Source organism: Candidatus Palauibacter scopulicola (genome assembly GCF_947581915.1).
Taxonomy (GTDB): Bacteria; Gemmatimonadota; Gemmatimonadetes; order Palauibacterales; family Palauibacteraceae; genus Palauibacter; species Palauibacter scopulicola.
Genome location: NZ_CANPWG010000009.1, coordinates 1 through 16,974 on the forward strand (window position 1 = coordinate 1; position 16,974 = coordinate 16,974).

Below are 16,974 nucleotides of genomic sequence, written 5' to 3' on the forward strand. Positions count from 1 at the left end.
TCGACCTCACGGGTCCGACGGCCGACGTGGGGCTCGACTACGCCGAGGGGGTGCAGGGGCACGTCGAGTGGCTCAACGCGCGGGGCGGCGTCGGGGGGCGGCCGGTCCGGCTCATCTACCAGGACTACGGCTACCAGGTCGACAGGGCCGAGCAGCTCTACACGCAGTTCGTGCAGGAGGGCGCGCTCATCTTCATGGGCTGGGGGACGGGCGACACGGAGGCGCTCCGGCTGAGGATCGCCGAGGACCGGATCCCGTTCTCCTCGGCCTCGCTCTCGCACGTGCTCGGAGACGCGCACGAATCGCCCTACAACTTTCTCGTGGCGACGAGCTACAGCGACCAGTTCCGGATCGTGCTGCGCTGGATCGCGGAGGACCACCGGGCGAACGGCGGGGCGGGGAACGCGCGGGTCGCGTTCATGCACAACGCGAGTCCGTTCGGCCTGTCGCCCTGGGTGCAGGGGGGCGAGGACTACGCGCGGGAGATCGGCGTCGACGTCACGGCGTACGAAATGCCGCGCGGGGCGACGGACTACACGGCGGAGTTCTCCCGCATCGGCCAGTCGGGCGCGACGTACGTCGTGTTCCAGAACACCTCCGCGCCGGCGGCCGTGGCCCTGCGGAACGCGCGGGGGCTGGGGATCGACGCCACGTTCGTGTGCCTGAACTGGTGCGCCAACGCGCTCCTGTGGCGGCTGGCGGAGGACGCGGCGGAAGGGGTGGTCGGGGCGATCCCGTGGGCGCCGCTCACCGCCGATGTGCCGGGGGTCCGGGACATCCGCGACTACCTCGCGTCCCGGGGCGATGACTACGGCGACAAGACGAACGCGTACACGCAGGGGTGGTGGACGATGGCGGTGTTCGTCGAGGGGATCCGGCGGGTGCTCGACGCGGGGCAGGAACTGACCGGAGAGAACATCAAGCGGGCGCTGGAGACGATCGATGGGCTCGACACGGGCGGGGCCGGGCCGCCGCTCACCTTCACGCCGAGCGACCACCGGGGGTCGAAGGGGCTCCGGCTCTTCCGCGCCGAAGACGGGCGGTGGACCCCGCTGACGGAAGTCCTCACAGCCCCTTGAGTTCGGTGAGCGCCAACGCCCTGCTCGAACTCAACAGCGTCGAGGTCCTCTACGACGACGTGATCCTCGTCCTGCGCGGACTGTCGCTCGAGGTGCCGGAAGGGCACATCGTCGCCCTCCTCGGCTCCAACGGGGCCGGAAAGACGACGACGCTCAAGGCGATTTCGGGCCTGCTCAAGGTCGAGGACGGCGAGGTCACGGACGGATCGATCCGGTTCGACGGGCACGAGATTCACGGCCTGCCGGCGGATCGCATCGTGCGCCGGGGGATCTTCCAGGTCGTCGAGGGGCGGCACGTGTTCGAGCACCTCACGGTGCACGAGAACCTGCTCGCGGGGGCGCACACGCGCCGCGACCGCGGCGGGGTGCCGGCGGACCTCGAGTGCGTCTACGGGTACTTCCCGCGGCTGGCGGAGCGGAAGCGGCAGTGGGCGGGCTACCTGTCGGGCGGCGAGCAGCAGATGCTCGCGCTCGGGCGCGCGCTCATGGCCCGCCCCCGCCTCATGCTCCTCGATGAGCCGTCGCTGGGGCTCGCGCCGATACTCGTGCAGGAGATCTTCGAGATCATCCGGCGGATCAACGAGGAGGAGGGGACGACCATCCTTCTCGTCGAGCAGAACGCGCGCCTCGCCCTCTCCGTCGCGGACTACGGATACGTCATGGAGTCGGGCCGCGTGGTGCTGGAGGGTTCCGCGGAGGAACTGGGGAAGAACGAGGACGTGCGCGAGTTCTACCTGGGCCTGAGCGAGATCGGGCGGCGCTCGTATCGCGACGTGAAGCACTACCGCCGCCGCAAGCGGTGGCTGTCGTGAGCACGGTGGGGCGTCGTCCCCTGGACGCCGCGGAAGCCCCGCCCGACTGGGACGCGGCGCAGGATGCGCTGGCGGACCGGGCCGTCCGCCTCGCGCTCGAGCGCAGCGGGGAAGCCGGGGTCCGCCTCCGGGAGGCCGGGATTGCCCACCCCGAGCCGCGCGGCGTGGCGGGGCTGCGGGAGGTGGCGGTCCTGGCCAAGGACGACCTGCCGGAGCTGCAGGCGGCCCAGCCGCCCTTCGGTGGGATGCTGGGCGTGGATCTCGGCGTCCTCCGGCGCATCCACCGGTCCCCCGGCCCGATCAACGATCCGGAGGGCCAGCGGGCGGACTACTGGCGCATGGCCCCTGCGTTTCGCGCGGCGGGGTTCGAGCGCGGCGACGTGGTGCTCAACACGTTCTCGTATCACCTGACCCCCGGCGGTCACATGATGGACGCGGGGTTGCGCGCCGTGGGGTGCGTGGTCGTGGCGGGCGGGGTGGGGAACACGTCGGCCCAGGCCGCCTTCGCGTCACAGATCGGCGCCGCCGGCTACGTGGGGACGCCGCAGTTCCTCCTGACTCTGCTGGAGCGGGGGAGGGAGGACGGGATCCCCGCCACGTTCCGCCGGGCGCTCGTCAGCGGCGCGCCCCTGCCTCCCGATCTCCGCAGGCTGCTGCAGGAGGGCCACGGGGTCTCGGTCTTCCAGGCGTACGGGACCGCCGACGCCGGGGCCATCGGCTACGAGTGCCAAGCGAAGGACGGCTGGCACGTCGCGCCGGGCATCGTCGTCGAAGTGCTGGACCCCGGCACGCGCGAGTCGTGCGAGCCCGGCAAGCCCGGCGAGGTCGTCGTCACGAGCGCCAACCCGGTCTACCCGCTCGTCCGCTTCGGGACGGGCGACCTGTCGGCGTTCCGGCCCGACGGGTGCGACTGCGGACGGACCTCGCCCCGGCTGGCGGGCTTCCTGGGCCGGACCGGCGAGGGCGTGAAGGTGCGCGGCATGTTCGTCCATCCACGCCAGTTGGCGGAAGCCCTCGTCGGCGCTCCGGGCGTCCGGCGCTACCAGGGGGCCGTCACCGAGGAGGACCATCGCGACATCCTCGTCATCTCGGTCGAGCCCGCCCCCGGCCGACAGCCCGACATCGACGAACTCGCCGCCCGCCTCCGGGAGACGACCCGGCTCCGCGTGGACGTCCGCCCCGTCGAGTCCGGCACGTTCGCCGAGGACGCCCCCCCCATCGTCGACCTCCGCGAACGGGGCCGGAGTTAGAACGTCGCCGGAGTTAGCCGGAGACGGAAGGCACCTTGTTGCCGGCGATCCAGACGGATTCGATCGTGCGGAGGTTCTCGACCCCATCCAGCGGGTCGGCGCCGAGGAGGACGAGATCGGCCCAGTTGCCGGCCTCGATCGTACCGACGCCCTCGAGTCCCGCGCAGCGCGCCGCGTCGCCCGTGGAGGCGACGAGGATTTCCATCGGCGACATGCCGGACTCGGCCATGAGCGCGAGTTCCATGTGCTCGAAGTAGCCCTGGAAGCGCGCGGGCGGACCGGTGTCGGTGCCCATGGCGATGGTCACGCCGGCGTCGGACAGCGCGCCCAGGTTTTCCTGGGCCTGCGCGAGCGCCTCCTTGTAGCGCTGGGCCGACTCGCTCTCGCGGTAGCGCGCCATGCTCTCCGGCACCCGTAGTGCGTCCAGCACGGTCGGCTCCGCGGAGGCGAGGAAGAAGGGATCCGAGAAGAACTCGGGCTCGCTCTCGTACACGAAGGTCGAGACTTCGCGCGTGAGCGTCGGCGAGTAGCAGACACCGGCTTCGATGAGTCGACCCGCGAGCACGTCGTCCACGGCCCGGTCGCGGACGCTGTGCACGATGAAGTCCACGCCGGCGTCGAGCAGCCCGTGGGCGTCATCGAGGTAGAACAGGTGCGCCGCGACCGGAAGCCCGAGTTCGTGCGCCCCCTCGATCACCGCCCCGTACACGTCCGGCGTCATCTTGTACGTGCTGCCGAGGTTGTCGTCCACCCGGATCTTGATGAAGTCGACCCCCATCGCCGCGTTCCCGTGCACCATCTCGAGCGCGGCCCCCGGCGTGATCCCCGCCACCACGGCACCCGCCACGTAGAGCCGGGCCCGGTCGAGCGATGGCACGTCCTGTTCGTCGCGCACCTCGACGCCGGCGGCTTCGTCGCCGCCGAGGCTCACGACGGTGGTGACGCCATAGCTCGCGTACAGCCGCAGGTCGCGCAGGACGTTCTCTCGCGAGTAGTGCCCGCCCTCGAGGCCCAGGGTCGAGCCCACATGGCCGTGCGCGTTGATGAGACCGGGGACGAGGTGTTTTCCGGCCGCGTCCAGGACCTCGGCGTCCGCCGGAACCTCGACTTCAGCCAACGGTCCCACCGACTCGATCCGCCCGTCGCGGACCACGACCGTCGCGTCGGGCACGGGTTCGGCGCCCGAGCCATCGATGACGGTCGCCCCGACGATCGCGAGCGCCGCAGCCTGCATCGCCTCTGCAGGTGAGGATTCGGGGCCGGCGCCGCCGCAGGCCCCGAGGGTCGCCGCCATCACGAACACGATGAGCGAAATCGGAGTGCGCTTCAGCATGGTCCGGACTCCTAACCAGCGATTGGACGGCGCTCTAACCAACAATTGGACGGTAGCCTGACCGACAATCGGCCGCTATCCGAGACGGCCGTCTAGGCGGGGCGTTCGCCGCGGATGGTGACGCGGTAGCCGGAGCGTACGGCGGGGAAGTAGTCCCAGATCGCGTGGTGCTGCGTGCAGCGGTTGTCCCAGAAGGCGACGGAATGCGGGCGCCAATGGAAGCGGCAGTGGAAATCCGGCCGCTGCACGTGCCGGAAGAGGAAGTCGAGCAGCCCGATGCTCTCGCCCCGCGGGAGATCCGCGATGCGGACCGTGAACATCTCGTTCACGAACAGCGCCTTCCGTCCCGTCACCGGGTGCGTGCGGACGACGGGGTGCTCCGCCGACGGGTATGAGCGGCCCCCGTCGTCGCGCCCGATGAGCCGGTTCACCTCGCGGTAGAACGGGCCGCCGTCGTGGACCGCCGTGAGGCCGTCGAGCAGCGCCTTCATGCGGTCCGACAGCGCTTCGTAGGCGGCGTACATGTTCGCGAACAGCGTGTCGCCGCCGCTCTCGGGCACCGTGTGCAGGCGCAGGATCGAACCCATCGGCGGCATGGGGTCGCACGACACGTCCGAGTGCCAGCGCTCCCCGGTCGCCCGCACCGAGTTCTCGTCCGCATGGATCCGGAACACCTCCGGATGTCCCGCGATGCCCGGCTCGTTGGGGTGCTCGACGAGTTCGCCGAACCGGGCGCCCAGCGCCTTCTGGCTCTCGATGGAGATGTCCTGGTCCCGGAAGAAGAGGACGCAGTGCGCCATCAACGCATCGCGGATGGTCTCGAAACTGTCATCATCAAGGGCGGCGAGATCCACGCCGTCGACCTCGGCGCCGATGACGGGCGTCACCGGGCGGATATGGGGTGAGGTTCGCATGCCGGCGAATCTTGAACGGATCGGGTCCCGCGGCAACGCCGGCCCGAGGGCGAGCCGGTGGAGCTTGCCTCAGGCGCGCGGGCCGTTTCATTTTTTCAGGTCGGATCGTGGGCGCGGTACCCGCGGTACCCCAGGAGGGTCTTGAATGAAGGGTCGTTGGCCAGCCCTGCTGTTTGCGGTGGGCATTGCCCTCAATTGCGGAGGCGGAGGTTCGGGCGCGGGCCCGGTCGGCACGCCCGTCGAGCCTCCTCCGCCTGCGCCGCCGCCGCCCCCGCCCGTCGGGCCGCCGCCGCCCCCGCCGCCTCCACCGCCGCCGCCGCCGCCTCCGCCCAAAGTGGAGGTGCCCTTCGGGTCGGACGCGAACTTCGACATCCAGGACGACACGTTTGTCGATCCCGACGGCAATCACGATCAGGAAGCCCAGGTGACGGTGAAGCGGCACGCGACCATCACGTGGACGCAGAACGGCACGAACATCCACCGGGTGGAGTTCAGCAAGGTCCCCGACGGCGCGACAGCGGTGGACAGCGACGATCTGCGGCCGGGAACGGTCTGGGATTACCGTCCCAGGGTCGAGGGCGAGTACGTATTCTTCTGCCGCTACCACGAGTACATGATGGACGTGCGAATCATCGTGGAAAGCCCCTGACGCGAGCTTCCGCGACCCCGGTGCATATGTCTCCCGCATGTTGAATCGCACTCGGAAGGCGCTCGCCTTCACGGCCACGGGACTTCTGCTCGGCCTCGCGGCCTGCGGGGACGGTTCCGTCACGCCCCCGGTCCCGCCGGCGGTGCCGCCCGCGCCTCCGCCGGAACCGCCGCCCCCGCCCCCGCTGCCTCCCGAGGTCGTGCGGGCCATGCTCATCGACACGGTGCGCCTGCTCGCGGACCACCGGAACCTCGACCCGCTCGAGCCGCCGCCCTCCGTGCGGCCGGAACTCGTGGAGTTGGGGCGCGCGCTGGCCTTCGACCGGATTCTGGGCGGGAACCGGGACCTCTCCTGCATGACGTGCCACCTCCCCAGCTTCGCGATGGGGGACGGCCGGTCGCTCTCGATCGGCGTCGGGGGACGCGGGTTGGGTCCGAACCGGACGCACCCCGAGGGCGAGTTCATCCCGCGCAACTCGCCCGCGCTCTTCAACCTCCATCTCTCGACGCAGTTCTTCTGGGATGGATTCGTGGAGGAGCTGGAGGACGGCTTCATCTCGACGGAGGCCGGGGATCAACTGACGTCCGACATGCAGGCCGTGTTCGAGTTCGGCGCGCTCTCGGCGCAGCCCATGATTCCCGTGCTGCGGCGCAAGGAGATGCGCGGCTTCGGCGACGACAACGAACTGGCGGCGCTGGAGGATGACGACTTCGCCGGCGTGTGGGCGGCGCTCATGGCGCGGCTGGGGGAGATCGAGGAATACCGGATGCTGTTCGAGGCCGCGTATCCGGGTACGGGGTTCGACGACATGTCCTTCGCGCACGCGGCGAACGCGATCGCCGGCTTCTACGTGTCCGAACTCGCCTTCATCGACACGCCGTGGGACCGGTTCCTGAAGGGGGACAACGACCAGCTCAGCGATTCGGCGCTCCGCGGCGCGAAGAGCTTCATGACGATCCGCTGCATGCTGTGCCACGAGACCGATCAGTTCGACGACCGCAACAACGAGCACCACAACGCCGCCCTCCCGCAGATCGGCCCCGGGCTGGGCGACGGTCCGGGCGGAAACGACGACTTCGGCCGCGAGCGCGTGACGGGAGACCCGGCGCACCGGCGGCTGTTCAAGACGCCGCCGATGCGGAACGTCGAACTCACGGGGCCGTACGGCCACGCGGGCCAGTTCGCCACGCTGAAGGCGATCGTCGTGCACTACGACAGCATCGACAACCGTCTCCGGGACTACGACGTGTCGCAGGTGGATCCCGAGCTGCGGGGCACGCTGCTCAACAACTTCGACGAGATCCTCGTCACGCGGGACACCATCCTCATCCCGGTCACCTTCGACGACGCGGAAGCGGACGACCTCGTCGCCTTCCTCGAGTCGCTGACGGATGACGCGGCGCGCGACCTGTCGCACCTCGCGCCGGCGACCGTGCCCAGCGGGCTGCCGATCGACAAGTAGGGGCGGTCAGGGGTTCAGGTCGAGGAGCGTTCGCAGGGTCCGCTCGAGTTCTGCGGCCTGAGCTTCGGGATCCGCGAGCGTCGGGTGCCGCACGAGCGCGAGGTCTCCCGCGGCGTCCACCACGAAGAGCGCCGGAACCGAGGCGAGCTTGTAGTCGGAGGCGATGCGCTCCGCATGCAGGAGGAGAGGCGCGTCGAGCCCCCATTCGCGCACGATCGGGCCGGGGTCGACCTCGGGACTTTCCCACGCGTTGAGGTTGAGGAAGCGGACGCGCTCGGACGCGGTCTGATCCGGGAGGGCGGCGTACGCGGCCGCGAGGTCCCGGCAGAGGGCGCACCAACTCGCCCCGACACTCAGCACGACGACGTCCCCGCGCAGGTCCGAGAGGCGGAGGGACGACCCCGATGCCGTTTCGAGCGTCCAGTCGGGCGCCGGCACGCCGGGTTCGATCCGCCGCGCGTCCTCGTCGATGACCTCGCCGCCCTCGGGACCGTCGAGGTCCACGCGGATCGCGAGTTGCTCGGCCGAGATCGCCGGATCGACGAGCATGCTCCGGATCTCGAACGCGAGGGCCCCGCTTCCGTCATCGGCCTCCCAGCGGAAGGCGCGCGGCAGGTCGTCCTCGACCCCGATGTGCCACCACACCTGCGCGGGTCCGAACTCGTCGGTCCTTCCGCGCAGCACGTCGCACAGCACGCCGCCAATCGTCTCCCGGCTCACGAGTTCCATGTCGCTCGCCAGTTCCGCCCGGAACGGCTGCGGATCCGTGAACGCCGACAGGACCGCGAAGGGGGCGTTGGCCACGAGATGGCCGGAGCCCCCCGAGATCGTCCCGTGACGAAACCTGCCCGACGCCTCGTCGAGGGCTGCGACGTAGTCGCCGCCCCCCGAAACGATGAGCGCGGGCGCCTCGGCGGGCGTGCCGGCGGGCGCATCGACCGGCGCATCGGTGGGCGGGTCGCCCGGGGGCGGTTCGCCCGGCGGCGGCGCGGGGGTCCATGACGGCGACGGCCGCAGCTCGGCCCAGTAGATCCGGGGTTCGTCCGCGGCGCTGAGCAGCCGCACCCTCCCGGCGTAGGACCCTGCGGCGCTGCCGGTCCCCTCGTACACGTACTCGTACGCGAGGCTCGACAGCCGCTGGATGGCCGCCGCCGCGTCGAGGAGCCGGTTCCGGCCGGTCGACGCCGACTCGCACGACAGGCACAGGGCCGCCGCGACGCCAGCCACCATCGCCGCGCGCACCGTTCGATGCGTCCTGTATGGCCTCATGTGTTTGCCATCCGCTCCCCGCCGCTCCGAAGTTGGACTCCATATGTCATGTCTCGCACGCGGAGGCAAACCCGAATGGAACCGACGAAGCGCGAATCGAACGAAACCGGCGAGATGATACCCGCGGGCGTCGACCGGCGAACGCTGCTCAAGCTGGGCGCGATGGGGGCGGGAGCCGCGGCCCTTGGCGCCTGCCGCGGGCCCGAGGCGGGCAGCGCATCGCCGCGGCCCACGAGCGGCTCGACGCAGTCCGGGAGCGGCGCCCCGGCGCCCGAGGCGCTCTTCTCGGCCCCGCCGCTGGAGACGGTCCGGATCGGCTTCGTGGGGATCGGCGGCATGGGATCGGTCCACGTCCGTAATCTCCTCGACATGGAGGGCGTGGAGCTCACCGCGCTCTGCGACATCCGGCCCGCGCACGCGGAGCGAGCCCGCGACTGGGTGCTCGAAGCCGGGGGGCCGGAGCCGGCCCTCTACACGCGCGGGGAGACGGACTTCGTCCGCATGTGCGAGACGGAGGATATCGACCTCGTCTACACGGCTACGCCGTGGCGCTGGCACGTGCCCGTCTGCGTCGCCGCCATGGAGCGCGGGAAGCACGCGGCGACGGAGGTTCCGGCGGCCTATACGATGGAGGACTGCTGGCGCCTCGTGGAGACGGCCGAGGCAACGCGGCGGCACTGCGTGATGATGGAGAACGTGAACTACGGCCGCTGGGAGATGCTCGTCTTCCACATGGCGCGGCTCGGGCTGTTCGGCGAGATCCTGCACGGCGAAGGCGGCTACCTCCACGACCTGCGCGCGATCAAGTTCGCCGACACCGGCGAGGGGCTGTGGCGGCGGGAGCATTCGAAGACGCGGAACGGCAACCTCTATCCCACGCACGGGCTGGGCCCGATCGCCAACTGCATGGATATCAACCGCGGGGACCGCTTCGACTACGCGGTCTCGATGAGCGGTCCGTCGCGCGGGCTGCAGGACTTTGCGCGCGAGCACTTCCCCGAGGACGCGCCGGAGCGCCGGGAGACGTTCGCGCTCGGCGACGTGAACGTCACGCTCATCAAGACCGTCCTCGGCCGCACGATCTACGTCTCGCACGACACGAACCTTCCCCGCCCGTACTCGCGGATCCACCTCGTCCAGGGCACGCGGGGCCTCTTCCAGGGCTATCCCGACCGGGTGTACGTCGAGGGCCGCAGCGAGGGGCACCGGTGGGACGAGGCGGCGGACTACCTCGACGAGTTCGAGCACCCGCTGTGGCGCGAGATGGCCGGAGCCGGGGCGGGCCGCGGACACGGCAGCATGGACTACCTCGAGGACTACCGGCTCATCAAGTGCCTGCGCGAGGGACTGCCTACGGACATGAACGTGTACGACGCGGCGGCGCTGTCAGCCGTGTGCGCCGTGAGCGAGGCGTCCGTGGCGGAGCGCAGCCGGCCGGTCGACTTTCCCGACTTCACCCGCGGCCGGTGGGAGACGTGGCCGCAGCTCGGCGTCGTCCGGGCTTGACGAAGGCGCGGACCCGCCGTCCGCCCTTCGCCCTGCGGGCGCTCCGCGGCCTGGCCGCCCTCACCGTGGCCGGACTCGCGGGCGTGGCCGCCTGGACGGGGCTGCGCTCGGCCGGCTTCCGTTTCCGGTGGGACCTCGATTCAACGCCCCCACCCCCGGCCGAGGCGCCGGCCCTCCGCGAGGCTCCGCCGGCTTCGGCGCCGCCCGCGGCCGCGCCGGGAGACGGCGAGGAGGCCGACACTCCGCTCGACGCGCACGATCCCCTGGCGGGCGGGCGGCATGAGCGGATCGAGTTCGAGGCCTACCCCGATGGCCGACCCGTCGTCTCCAACTCCGCGGTGGCGGAGGAATGGCGGGAGCAGGGCCTCGTGGTGTCGTTCGAATCGTACACGGCGGACGCCACCCGGCCTCATGTGCTCGATGCGCGCGGTTACCTGCCCGCGAACGCGTCGGTGCACGCGCTGAGCTTCCCCCTCGCTGGCGAGCAGGGTCTGGAGGTCGGCGTCCTCCACCTCGATTTCCCCGGACGCCCCCGGAGCGTGACGTTCACGCTCTTCGGCCCCGACCTCATCGAAGACTTCGAGGTGATCGCCTGGAGCGCCGGCGAACGCATGTCCGCCTCGACCCGGACCCACGCTCCGGACATGCGCTACGCCTCCGGGGGAGATTCAGGGTCCGGGACGGCGACCTACAGCCCCGGAGGGCGTTCGCTCTTCCGAGCCGAACGCGTCCGCATCGAGGCTCCGCTCGGCGTCGATCGCATCTCGCTCGACGGCTGGGGTCCGCCGGGCCACGTGCTCCTCGTGGACCACCTCGAAATCGACCCCTGACGGCGCACGGCCTCCAAGCGCGGGTGGGGTGTCAGCCGGGTTCGGTCAGTCGAAGCCCACCCGGGGGAGCGCCCGGAACAACCCGATGGCGGCGGCGACGGCCACGAGTCCGAATCCGGTCGCGGCGGCCGGTCTCCCGTACAGCGCCATCCCCGTGCCGAAGAGCACGGCGTACACGGTCACGCAGCCCAGACCCCATGCGGCGAGACCCGCGGCCAGGCTCCCGGGCGCGTCCGGCTGCGTGTTCACGGCCCTCCGCCACCCGCGGGCGAAGGGGCGGATGCGGTCGCAGAAGCCCTGCAGCGTCGCCGTGTCCACGGGCCGGGTGAGGAAGGTGACGGCGAGCCACACGGCCGTGGTCAGCCCGACGCCGAGCAGCAGGCTGACCGCCGGATCGAGCGCCGGCAGCCCCACGCGTTCGTGGAAGAGCGGGAACCAGAGCGCCACCGTCGCGGAAGCCGCCATGCCCGAGATCTCCGACCACGCGTTCACCCGCCACCAGAACCAGCGCAGGAGGAAGATCAGACCGCTCCCCGCGTGCAGCAGCAGGATGAGTTCGAACGCCTGCTTCGCGCTGTCCAGGAAGAGCGCGAGGGCGGCGGAGAGGACGATCAGCACTCCGGTGGAGATCCGCGCCACGCGCACGTAGTGGGCCTCGTCCCGGTCCCGGGCCACGAACCGGCGATAGAAGTCGTCGACGACGTAGGACGACCCCCAGTTCAGGTGCGTGGAGATGGTCGACATGTAGGCCGCCGCGAGCGAAGCGACGACGAGTCCCAGCAGTCCGTGCGGCAGGAAGACGAGCATCGCCGGGTAGGCGAGGTCGTGCCCCAGAATGCTGGGGTCGAGGTCGGGGAAGGCCGCTCCGATCGAGTCGAGCGTGGGATAGACGGCGATCGAGGCGAGGGCGACGAGGATCCAGGGCCACGGCCTCAACGAGTAGTGCGCGATGTTGAACCACAGGGTGGCGCGCATGGAGTCGCGCTCGTTCCGCGCCGCGAGCATCCGCTGCGCCGCGTACCCGCCGCCGCCCGGCTCCGCGCCGGGATACCAGCTCGCCCACCACTGCACGGCAATCGGGATCACGAACACCATGGCTGCCGTGCGCCAGTCGGAGAAGTCGGGCAGCAGCGACAGGTTTCGCGAGATCTCCGGGTGGGTGACGAGCCCCGCCAGACCCCCGACCTCGGGCTGCGAGAGCGCGTACGAAGCCGCCGCGACGGACCCGATCATGGCGATCGCGAACAGGAGGAGATCGGTGACGACCACGCCCCAGAGCCCGGAAGTCGCGGAGTACAGCGCCGCCACCGTGCCCGCGACGAGCACCGTCGTGTACTTGTCCGCCCCGAGCAGGACCCCCGAGATCTTGATCGCGGCGAGCGTGACGGTGGCCATGATGACGACGTTGAAGAAGACGCCCAGATAGAGGGCCCGGAAGCCCCGCAGGAAGGTCGCCGCGCGCCCGGAATAGCGGAGTTCGTAGAAGCCGATGTCGGTGAACACGCCGGAACGCCGCCACAGCTTCGCGTAGAAGAATGTCGTGCACATCGCCGTGATGAGGAACGCCCACCAACCCCAGTTCCGGCTCACGCCCCCGTTGCGGACGAGGTCGGTGACGAGGTTCGGGGTGTCGGTGGAGAAGGTCGTGGCGACCATCGACGTCCCCAGCAGCCACCAGGGGAGCTTCCGGCCCGCGAGGAAGAACTCGTTCGTGCCGGAGCCGGCGCGCCGGGCGAACCAGAGCCCGACGCCGAGGGCCACGATCCCGTACGCGGCCAGGACGATCCAGTCGAGGCCGTTCAGTTGCACGGGATCACCCGTCCCCGGCGTACATCCGCGGTCGCCGCGGCCGGAAAGGAGGCCGCTACCACCCCCAGCCCGAACGGTAGTCGGGCGTTACATAGCGTTCGGGGATCGAGACGCCGTTCAGGATCTCGCCCGTCGCCGGATCGAGCCGCACTTCCCGGCCGCTTCTCACGGAGAGGTTGCCGAGGAGCACCATCTCCGTCAGCGGTCCCGCGTGTTCGACGAAGTTGGAACCGGCGGGGGGGCCGTCCTTGCAGGCGGCGGCGAACTCCGCGTACACGCCGTCCGTGCGCGGATACCTCTCTGGCGGCGGATCGGCCCGGATCGCCGCGTCCCGCTCGGCGTCGAGGAGCCGCGGGTTCTCGCCGTAGATTCCCGCGAACATCTTGCCGTCGGTCCCGATCCACAGCTGCCCGCTCGACTCGAAGGGCCAGCGCGCGTCGTCCGGCACTTCCGCGGGCCTGGGCGGGGAGAGGTTGCCGTCTCGCCACACCACCTTCACGGCCGGCCGGTCTCCGCGTGCCGGGAAGTCGTACTCGATGCGCGACGCCGCGGGCGCCGTCTCCGGGAACAGCGTCGTCGATTCGGCCGAAATCCGCTCCGGCGTGCCGAGGTCGAAGGTCCAGAAGGCCGCGTCCATCGCGTGGCACCCGATGTCGCCCAGCGCGCCGGTACCGAAGTCCCACCAGCCGCGCCAGTTGAAGGGGGCGTAGGCCGGGTGGTAGGGGCGGTCGGCCGCGGGCCCCAGCCACAGGTCCCACTCCAGCCAGGGCGGGGCGTGGTGCGCCTCGGTCGGCCGCAGGATCGCCTGCGGCCAGATGGGTCGGTTCGTCCAGTACTCCACGCGCCGGATCTCGCCGATCGCGCCGGCCTCGTACCACTCGCGAATCTCCCGCGTACCGTCCTGGGCGTGACCCTGGTTCCCCATCTGCGTGGCGACCCCCGCCCTCTCCGCGGCGGCGACGAGTTGGCGCACCTCCCAGATCGTGGTCGCGAGCGGCTTCTGGATGCGGGTGGGCTTGCCCAGCGAAAGGGCCATCATGCCGGCCGCGGTGTGCGTGTGGTCCGGCGTGGAGATCAACACCGCGTCGATGTTGTCGGCCTCTTCCGAGAGCATGGTGCGGAAGTCGCGGTAGCGCTTGGCTCGCGGGAAGGCGCTCCACGAGCCGGCCGCCTGACGCTCGTCCACGTCGCACAGGGCGTAGATGTTCTCGCCGACGCCCGCCATCCCGCGCACGTCGCCGCCACCCATGCCACCGGCCCCGATGTGCGCCACGTTCAGCGTGTCGCTGGGCGCGCGGCGCCGGGGCCCGCCGAGCACATGCGCGGGCACGATGCTCAGGCCGAGGCCGGCCGCGCCCGAGGCCCGAACGAAGTCGCGCCGTGAGAAGTCGTTCTTCAGCGTCATCTGCGCCTCATTCCGGGACAGGTCTGCGAAAGAAAGTCCGCCTGCATGCGCTCGCGCCGACGGCCACTCGTGTACACTAAGCCAGACCCAGGCGTTCGAGAACCTCCGGGGGCGGGCCGTCGAAGCGGGGCATGGGGCGGTTCCCGACGAAGCCGAGGTCGGCCATCCCCTCGGCGGTCGTCCAGAACGCGGTCGATGTGAGATCCCGCACGCGATCGAAGAAACGGGCCGCGACCCGGTATTCCGGTGCGGCGTTCTCCGCCCAGCAGATGTCGTCGCAGATCGCGTGCTTCTGCTCGAGCCTGAGTCCGGTGAAGCGGCCCCCGAAACGTTCCGTCGATTCTATGTCCAGCCACACGAGCCCGCCGCGCACGAGCGTCAGATCGTCCCGGTTTCCGTCGTAGGGCGCGCTCACCCACTCGTCGATGAAGGCGTGCGCCCCGAGCGCCGCCGCGCCGGGGGAGTGTTCGTCCTCGGGGATGATGACGTCGCACAGGGCGGCGAGGGTGGCGAGTTCGTCCTCCGTAAGGACCAGGTCCCACCACACGACGGGCGAGACGAGGTCCGGGTCCGTCGGCGTGCCGGCGGCCCGGGGGTTGCCGCCGCTCGTGGCGCCCTCGAAGTCGGTCGCAGCCTCGGTGCCGGGGACGCCGGATTCTCCGCCGTCGGCGCACGCCCCCGCGGAGATGGCGGCCGCGCCCGCCGCCCCGGCGGCGAGCACCTGCAGCGCCCGGCGGCGCGTCAGTCCCTCGGCCGCCTCCGGTTCCGGCGCGCGGTCCGGCGCGCCGTCTCCTGCGCGTTCGCGTTCCTGGTCCGCCATCAGAGCGCTCCCTGCCGAAGTTGATCCACGAGGTACTCGGAGGACCGCCAGGCGATCGCCATGATGGAGAGCGTGGGGTTCTTGTCCGCGTTGGAGACGAAGGGCCCGCCGTCCATCACGAACAGATTCGGGACCTCCCACGACTGGCAGTACTGGTTGAGCACCGAGTTCTCCGGCCGGTCTCCCATCCGCACGCCGCCCACCTCGTGGATGATCTGGCCGGGCGCCAGGATCGCGCGGGCGCCGTCCGTCTGCACCGTCGAGAGCACTTGCCCGCCCATCTCCTCGATGATCCCGGCAAACGTCTGCTGCATGTGCCGAGCCTGGTTGAGTTCGTGGTCGGACCACTTCCAGTGGAACCGGAGCACGGGGATGCCCCACTGATCGACGACGCCGGGATCGATCTCGCAGTAGCAGTCTTCGTTGGGGATCATCTCGCCGCGCCCGTCGAAGTAGGTGAACGAACCGTAGTAGCGGCGGCACTCCTCCTTGAAGCGCTGCCCGTAGGCGCCCTCCGTGAGCGGCTCGATGCCGCTGAAGGCGCCGTAGCCGGGCATCCGCTGCCCGCCGCCGAACTCGATATGGTAGCCGCGCGCGAAATCGAGGCGTCCCGCCGCCTGCTCGCCGTACAGCCACCACGGCATGTACATGTGCATCGCCGAGGCCCCCTCCTCGGCGTGCCGCGGCAGGTACTCGAGCGCCGGGATCTGGCCGGACACGCCGGCGCCCACGGTGTCCATGATGTACTTGCCGACGAGGCCGCTCCCATTCGCCAGGCCATCGGGGAACGGCGAACTGCGGGAGTTGAGGAGGATGCGGGCGGACTCGAGGGCGCTGGCCGCGAGGATGACGACCGGGGCCGCGGCATGGCGGTCCGCGCGCGCCTTCTTGTCGACGTAGTGGACCCCGCTCGCCCGTCCCCGCGCATCGAGCGTCACCTCGCGCACCATGGCGTCGGTGATCGTGGTGAGGTTGCCGGTCGCCTGCGCCGGCGGCAGGCAGACGGTCGGCGACTGGAAGTTGGCCTTGATCGAGCAGCCGCGCCCGCACGGCGTCGCCCAGTAGCAGGGCGCGCGGCCGCGCATGGCGTCGCGCGTCACCCGCTGGGCCAGCGCGTTGCCCGGCCACAGCATCCGCGACAGCCCCTCGGCGTCCTGCGCTTCCGTGAGGATCGCGATGTGCGCGGGGACGACCGGGATCCCGAGGTCTCCGCAGGCCTTTTTCGCGAGCAGTTCGTAGGCGCGCGGGGCGGGCGGCGGCTGGAGGATCCCGTCGGAGGAGTCGGGCGTGTTCTCGAGCCCCTCGCTCGAACCGTAGACGCCGATGAAGGCCTCGGTGCGGTCGTACCACGGCGCGAGGTCGTCGTACGTCATCGGCCAGTCGAACCCGAGCCCATCCCGGCTGTAGGGTTTGAAGTCGTAGGGGCCCATGCGGAGCGAGATCCGGCCCCAGTGGTTCGTCCGCCCGCCGAGCATGCGCGCCCGCCACCACATGAAGTTGACCCCTTCGGCGCTCGTGTAGGGTTCGCCTGGGACGCGCCAGCCCCCGTCCACGGTCGCGTCGTAGAAGCCGAACGGCTTGTCCGCGGTCCCCGCGGCCCGGAGCGGCGCGTCGGCCGGGAGCTGGAACATCGGGGTCTCCGACACGGGGTCGTAGTCCCGACCCGCTTCGAGGAGCAGGACCCGGACGCCGTGGCAGGCGAGCACGTAGGCGGCCATCCCGCCCCCCGCCCCGGAGCCGACGATGATGACGTCGTGGGTGTCCTGGCTGCGCCGCCGTAACGCGGGCGCCGAACCGGCTGTTTTCAGACGCGGGTGCGATGAAGGCATGGCCCGA

14 protein-coding genes are annotated in these 16,974 nt (G+C 70.8%); 7 read left to right on the plus strand and 7 right to left on the minus strand.

Annotated elements, in window-relative coordinates:
* The 3 genes from RN743_RS01430 to RN743_RS01440 form a co-directional block, all read left to right on the plus strand.
* Window positions 1–1,079: ABC transporter substrate-binding protein (locus RN743_RS01430; RefSeq protein ID WP_310775492.1), on the plus strand; the 1,079-nt coding region annotated here is incomplete at its 5' end.
* Window positions 1,080–1,099: 20 nt separating this feature from the next.
* Window positions 1,100–1,891, plus strand: a complete 792-nt coding sequence (locus RN743_RS01435) for an ABC transporter ATP-binding protein (protein ID WP_343218974.1) — start codon at window positions 1,100–1,102, stop codon at window positions 1,889–1,891.
* Window positions 1,888–3,141 carry an AMP-binding protein gene (locus RN743_RS01440; protein WP_310775496.1) on the plus strand — a complete coding sequence of 418 codons (1,254 nt, stop codon included), beginning with the start codon at window positions 1,888–1,890 and terminating at the stop codon, window positions 3,139–3,141. The genes RN743_RS01435 and RN743_RS01440 overlap by 4 nt, the downstream gene beginning before the upstream one ends.
* Before the next feature lie 13 nt (window positions 3,142–3,154).
* On the opposite strand, the gene RN743_RS01445 is transcribed toward RN743_RS01440, so the two are convergent.
* Together RN743_RS01445 and RN743_RS01450 are read right to left on the minus strand one after the other, a co-directional pair.
* Window positions 3,155–4,474 carry an amidohydrolase family protein gene (locus RN743_RS01445; RefSeq protein WP_310775498.1) on the minus strand — a complete coding sequence of 440 codons (1,320 nt, stop codon included), beginning with the start codon at window positions 4,472–4,474 and terminating at the stop codon, window positions 3,155–3,157.
* Between the two features lie 92 nt (window positions 4,475–4,566).
* The gene (locus RN743_RS01450; RefSeq protein WP_310775499.1) at window positions 4,567–5,388 is read right to left on the minus strand and encodes a TauD/TfdA family dioxygenase; all 822 of its coding nucleotides are present in this window, start codon (window positions 5,386–5,388) and stop codon (window positions 4,567–4,569) included.
* A gap of 145 nt (window positions 5,389–5,533) precedes the next feature.
* On the opposite strand from RN743_RS01450, the gene RN743_RS01455 reads away from it, so the two are divergent.
* Together RN743_RS01455 and RN743_RS01460 are read left to right on the plus strand one after the other, a co-directional pair.
* Entirely contained in the window at window positions 5,534–6,037 is a 504-nt protein-coding gene (locus RN743_RS01455) for a hypothetical protein (RefSeq protein WP_310775501.1), read from the plus strand.
* A 37-nt stretch (window positions 6,038–6,074) separates the two neighbouring features.
* Window positions 6,075–7,499 (plus strand): cytochrome c peroxidase, encoded by a 1,425-nt coding sequence (locus RN743_RS01460; protein WP_310775503.1) that lies wholly within the window; start codon window positions 6,075–6,077, stop codon window positions 7,497–7,499.
* A 6-nt stretch (window positions 7,500–7,505) separates the two neighbouring features.
* On the opposite strand, the gene RN743_RS01465 is transcribed toward RN743_RS01460, so the two are convergent.
* Window positions 7,506–8,768 (minus strand): TlpA disulfide reductase family protein, encoded by a 1,263-nt coding sequence (locus RN743_RS01465; RefSeq protein ID WP_310775504.1) that lies wholly within the window; start codon window positions 8,766–8,768, stop codon window positions 7,506–7,508.
* Between the two features lie 75 nt (window positions 8,769–8,843).
* Here RN743_RS01465 and RN743_RS01470 point away from each other — a divergent pair, with 75 nt between their 5' ends.
* Together RN743_RS01470 and RN743_RS01475 are read left to right on the plus strand one after the other, a co-directional pair.
* Window positions 8,844–10,274 (plus strand): Gfo/Idh/MocA family oxidoreductase, encoded by a 1,431-nt coding sequence (locus RN743_RS01470; RefSeq protein WP_310775506.1) that lies wholly within the window; start codon window positions 8,844–8,846, stop codon window positions 10,272–10,274.
* Complete coding sequence (locus RN743_RS01475) at window positions 10,271–11,104, plus strand: hypothetical protein (protein ID WP_310775508.1); 834 nt, start codon at window positions 10,271–10,273, stop codon at window positions 11,102–11,104. The genes RN743_RS01470 and RN743_RS01475 overlap by 4 nt, the downstream gene beginning before the upstream one ends.
* A 45-nt stretch (window positions 11,105–11,149) precedes the next feature.
* Here RN743_RS01475 and RN743_RS01480 read toward each other — a convergent pair whose 3' ends face one another.
* The 4 genes from RN743_RS01480 to RN743_RS01495 all read right to left on the minus strand — a co-directional run bounded on the left by RN743_RS01480 (window position 11,150) and on the right by RN743_RS01495 (window position 16,967).
* Window positions 11,150–12,913, minus strand: a complete 1,764-nt coding sequence (locus RN743_RS01480) for a sodium:solute symporter family protein (RefSeq protein ID WP_310775510.1) — start codon at window positions 12,911–12,913, stop codon at window positions 11,150–11,152.
* 55 nt (window positions 12,914–12,968) lie between these two features.
* Window positions 12,969–14,318 (minus strand): Gfo/Idh/MocA family oxidoreductase, encoded by a 1,350-nt coding sequence (locus RN743_RS01485; RefSeq protein WP_310775512.1) that lies wholly within the window; start codon window positions 14,316–14,318, stop codon window positions 12,969–12,971.
* Between the two features lie 76 nt (window positions 14,319–14,394).
* Window positions 14,395–15,138 (minus strand): gluconate 2-dehydrogenase subunit 3 family protein, encoded by a 744-nt coding sequence (locus RN743_RS01490; protein WP_310775514.1) that lies wholly within the window; start codon window positions 15,136–15,138, stop codon window positions 14,395–14,397.
* Window positions 15,138–16,967, minus strand: coding sequence for a GMC family oxidoreductase (locus RN743_RS01495; RefSeq protein WP_310775516.1), 1,830 nt, complete (start codon window positions 16,965–16,967; stop codon window positions 15,138–15,140). Before RN743_RS01495 ends, RN743_RS01490 begins: the two co-directional genes overlap by 1 nt.
* Window positions 16,968–16,974: the final 7 nt, after the last annotated feature.

Bases quoted from the DNA above. Each gene is read 5' to 3' on its own strand.
- RN743_RS01445 (WP_310775498.1), bottom strand. From the start codon at position 4,474: ATGCTGAAGCGCACTCCGATTTCGCTCATCGTGTTCGTGATGGCGGCG.
- RN743_RS01450 (WP_310775499.1), bottom strand. From the start codon at position 5,388: ATGCGAACCTCACCCCATATCCGCCCGGTGACGCCCGTCATCGGCGCC.
- RN743_RS01455 (WP_310775501.1), top strand. From the start codon at position 5,534: ATGAAGGGTCGTTGGCCAGCCCTGCTGTTTGCGGTGGGCATTGCCCTC.
- RN743_RS01460 (WP_310775503.1), top strand. From the start codon at position 6,075: ATGTTGAATCGCACTCGGAAGGCGCTCGCCTTCACGGCCACGGGACTT.
- RN743_RS01465 (WP_310775504.1), bottom strand. From the start codon at position 8,768: ATGAGGCCATACAGGACGCATCGAACGGTGCGCGCGGCGATGGTGGCT.
- RN743_RS01470 (WP_310775506.1), top strand. From the start codon at position 8,844: ATGGAACCGACGAAGCGCGAATCGAACGAAACCGGCGAGATGATACCC.
- RN743_RS01485 (WP_310775512.1), bottom strand. From the start codon at position 14,318: ATGACGCTGAAGAACGACTTCTCACGGCGCGACTTCGTTCGGGCCTCG.
- RN743_RS01490 (WP_310775514.1), bottom strand. From the start codon at position 15,138: ATGGCGGACCAGGAACGCGAACGCGCAGGAGACGGCGCGCCGGACCGC.
- RN743_RS01495 (WP_310775516.1), bottom strand. From the start codon at position 16,967: ATGCCTTCATCGCACCCGCGTCTGAAAACAGCCGGTTCGGCGCCCGCG.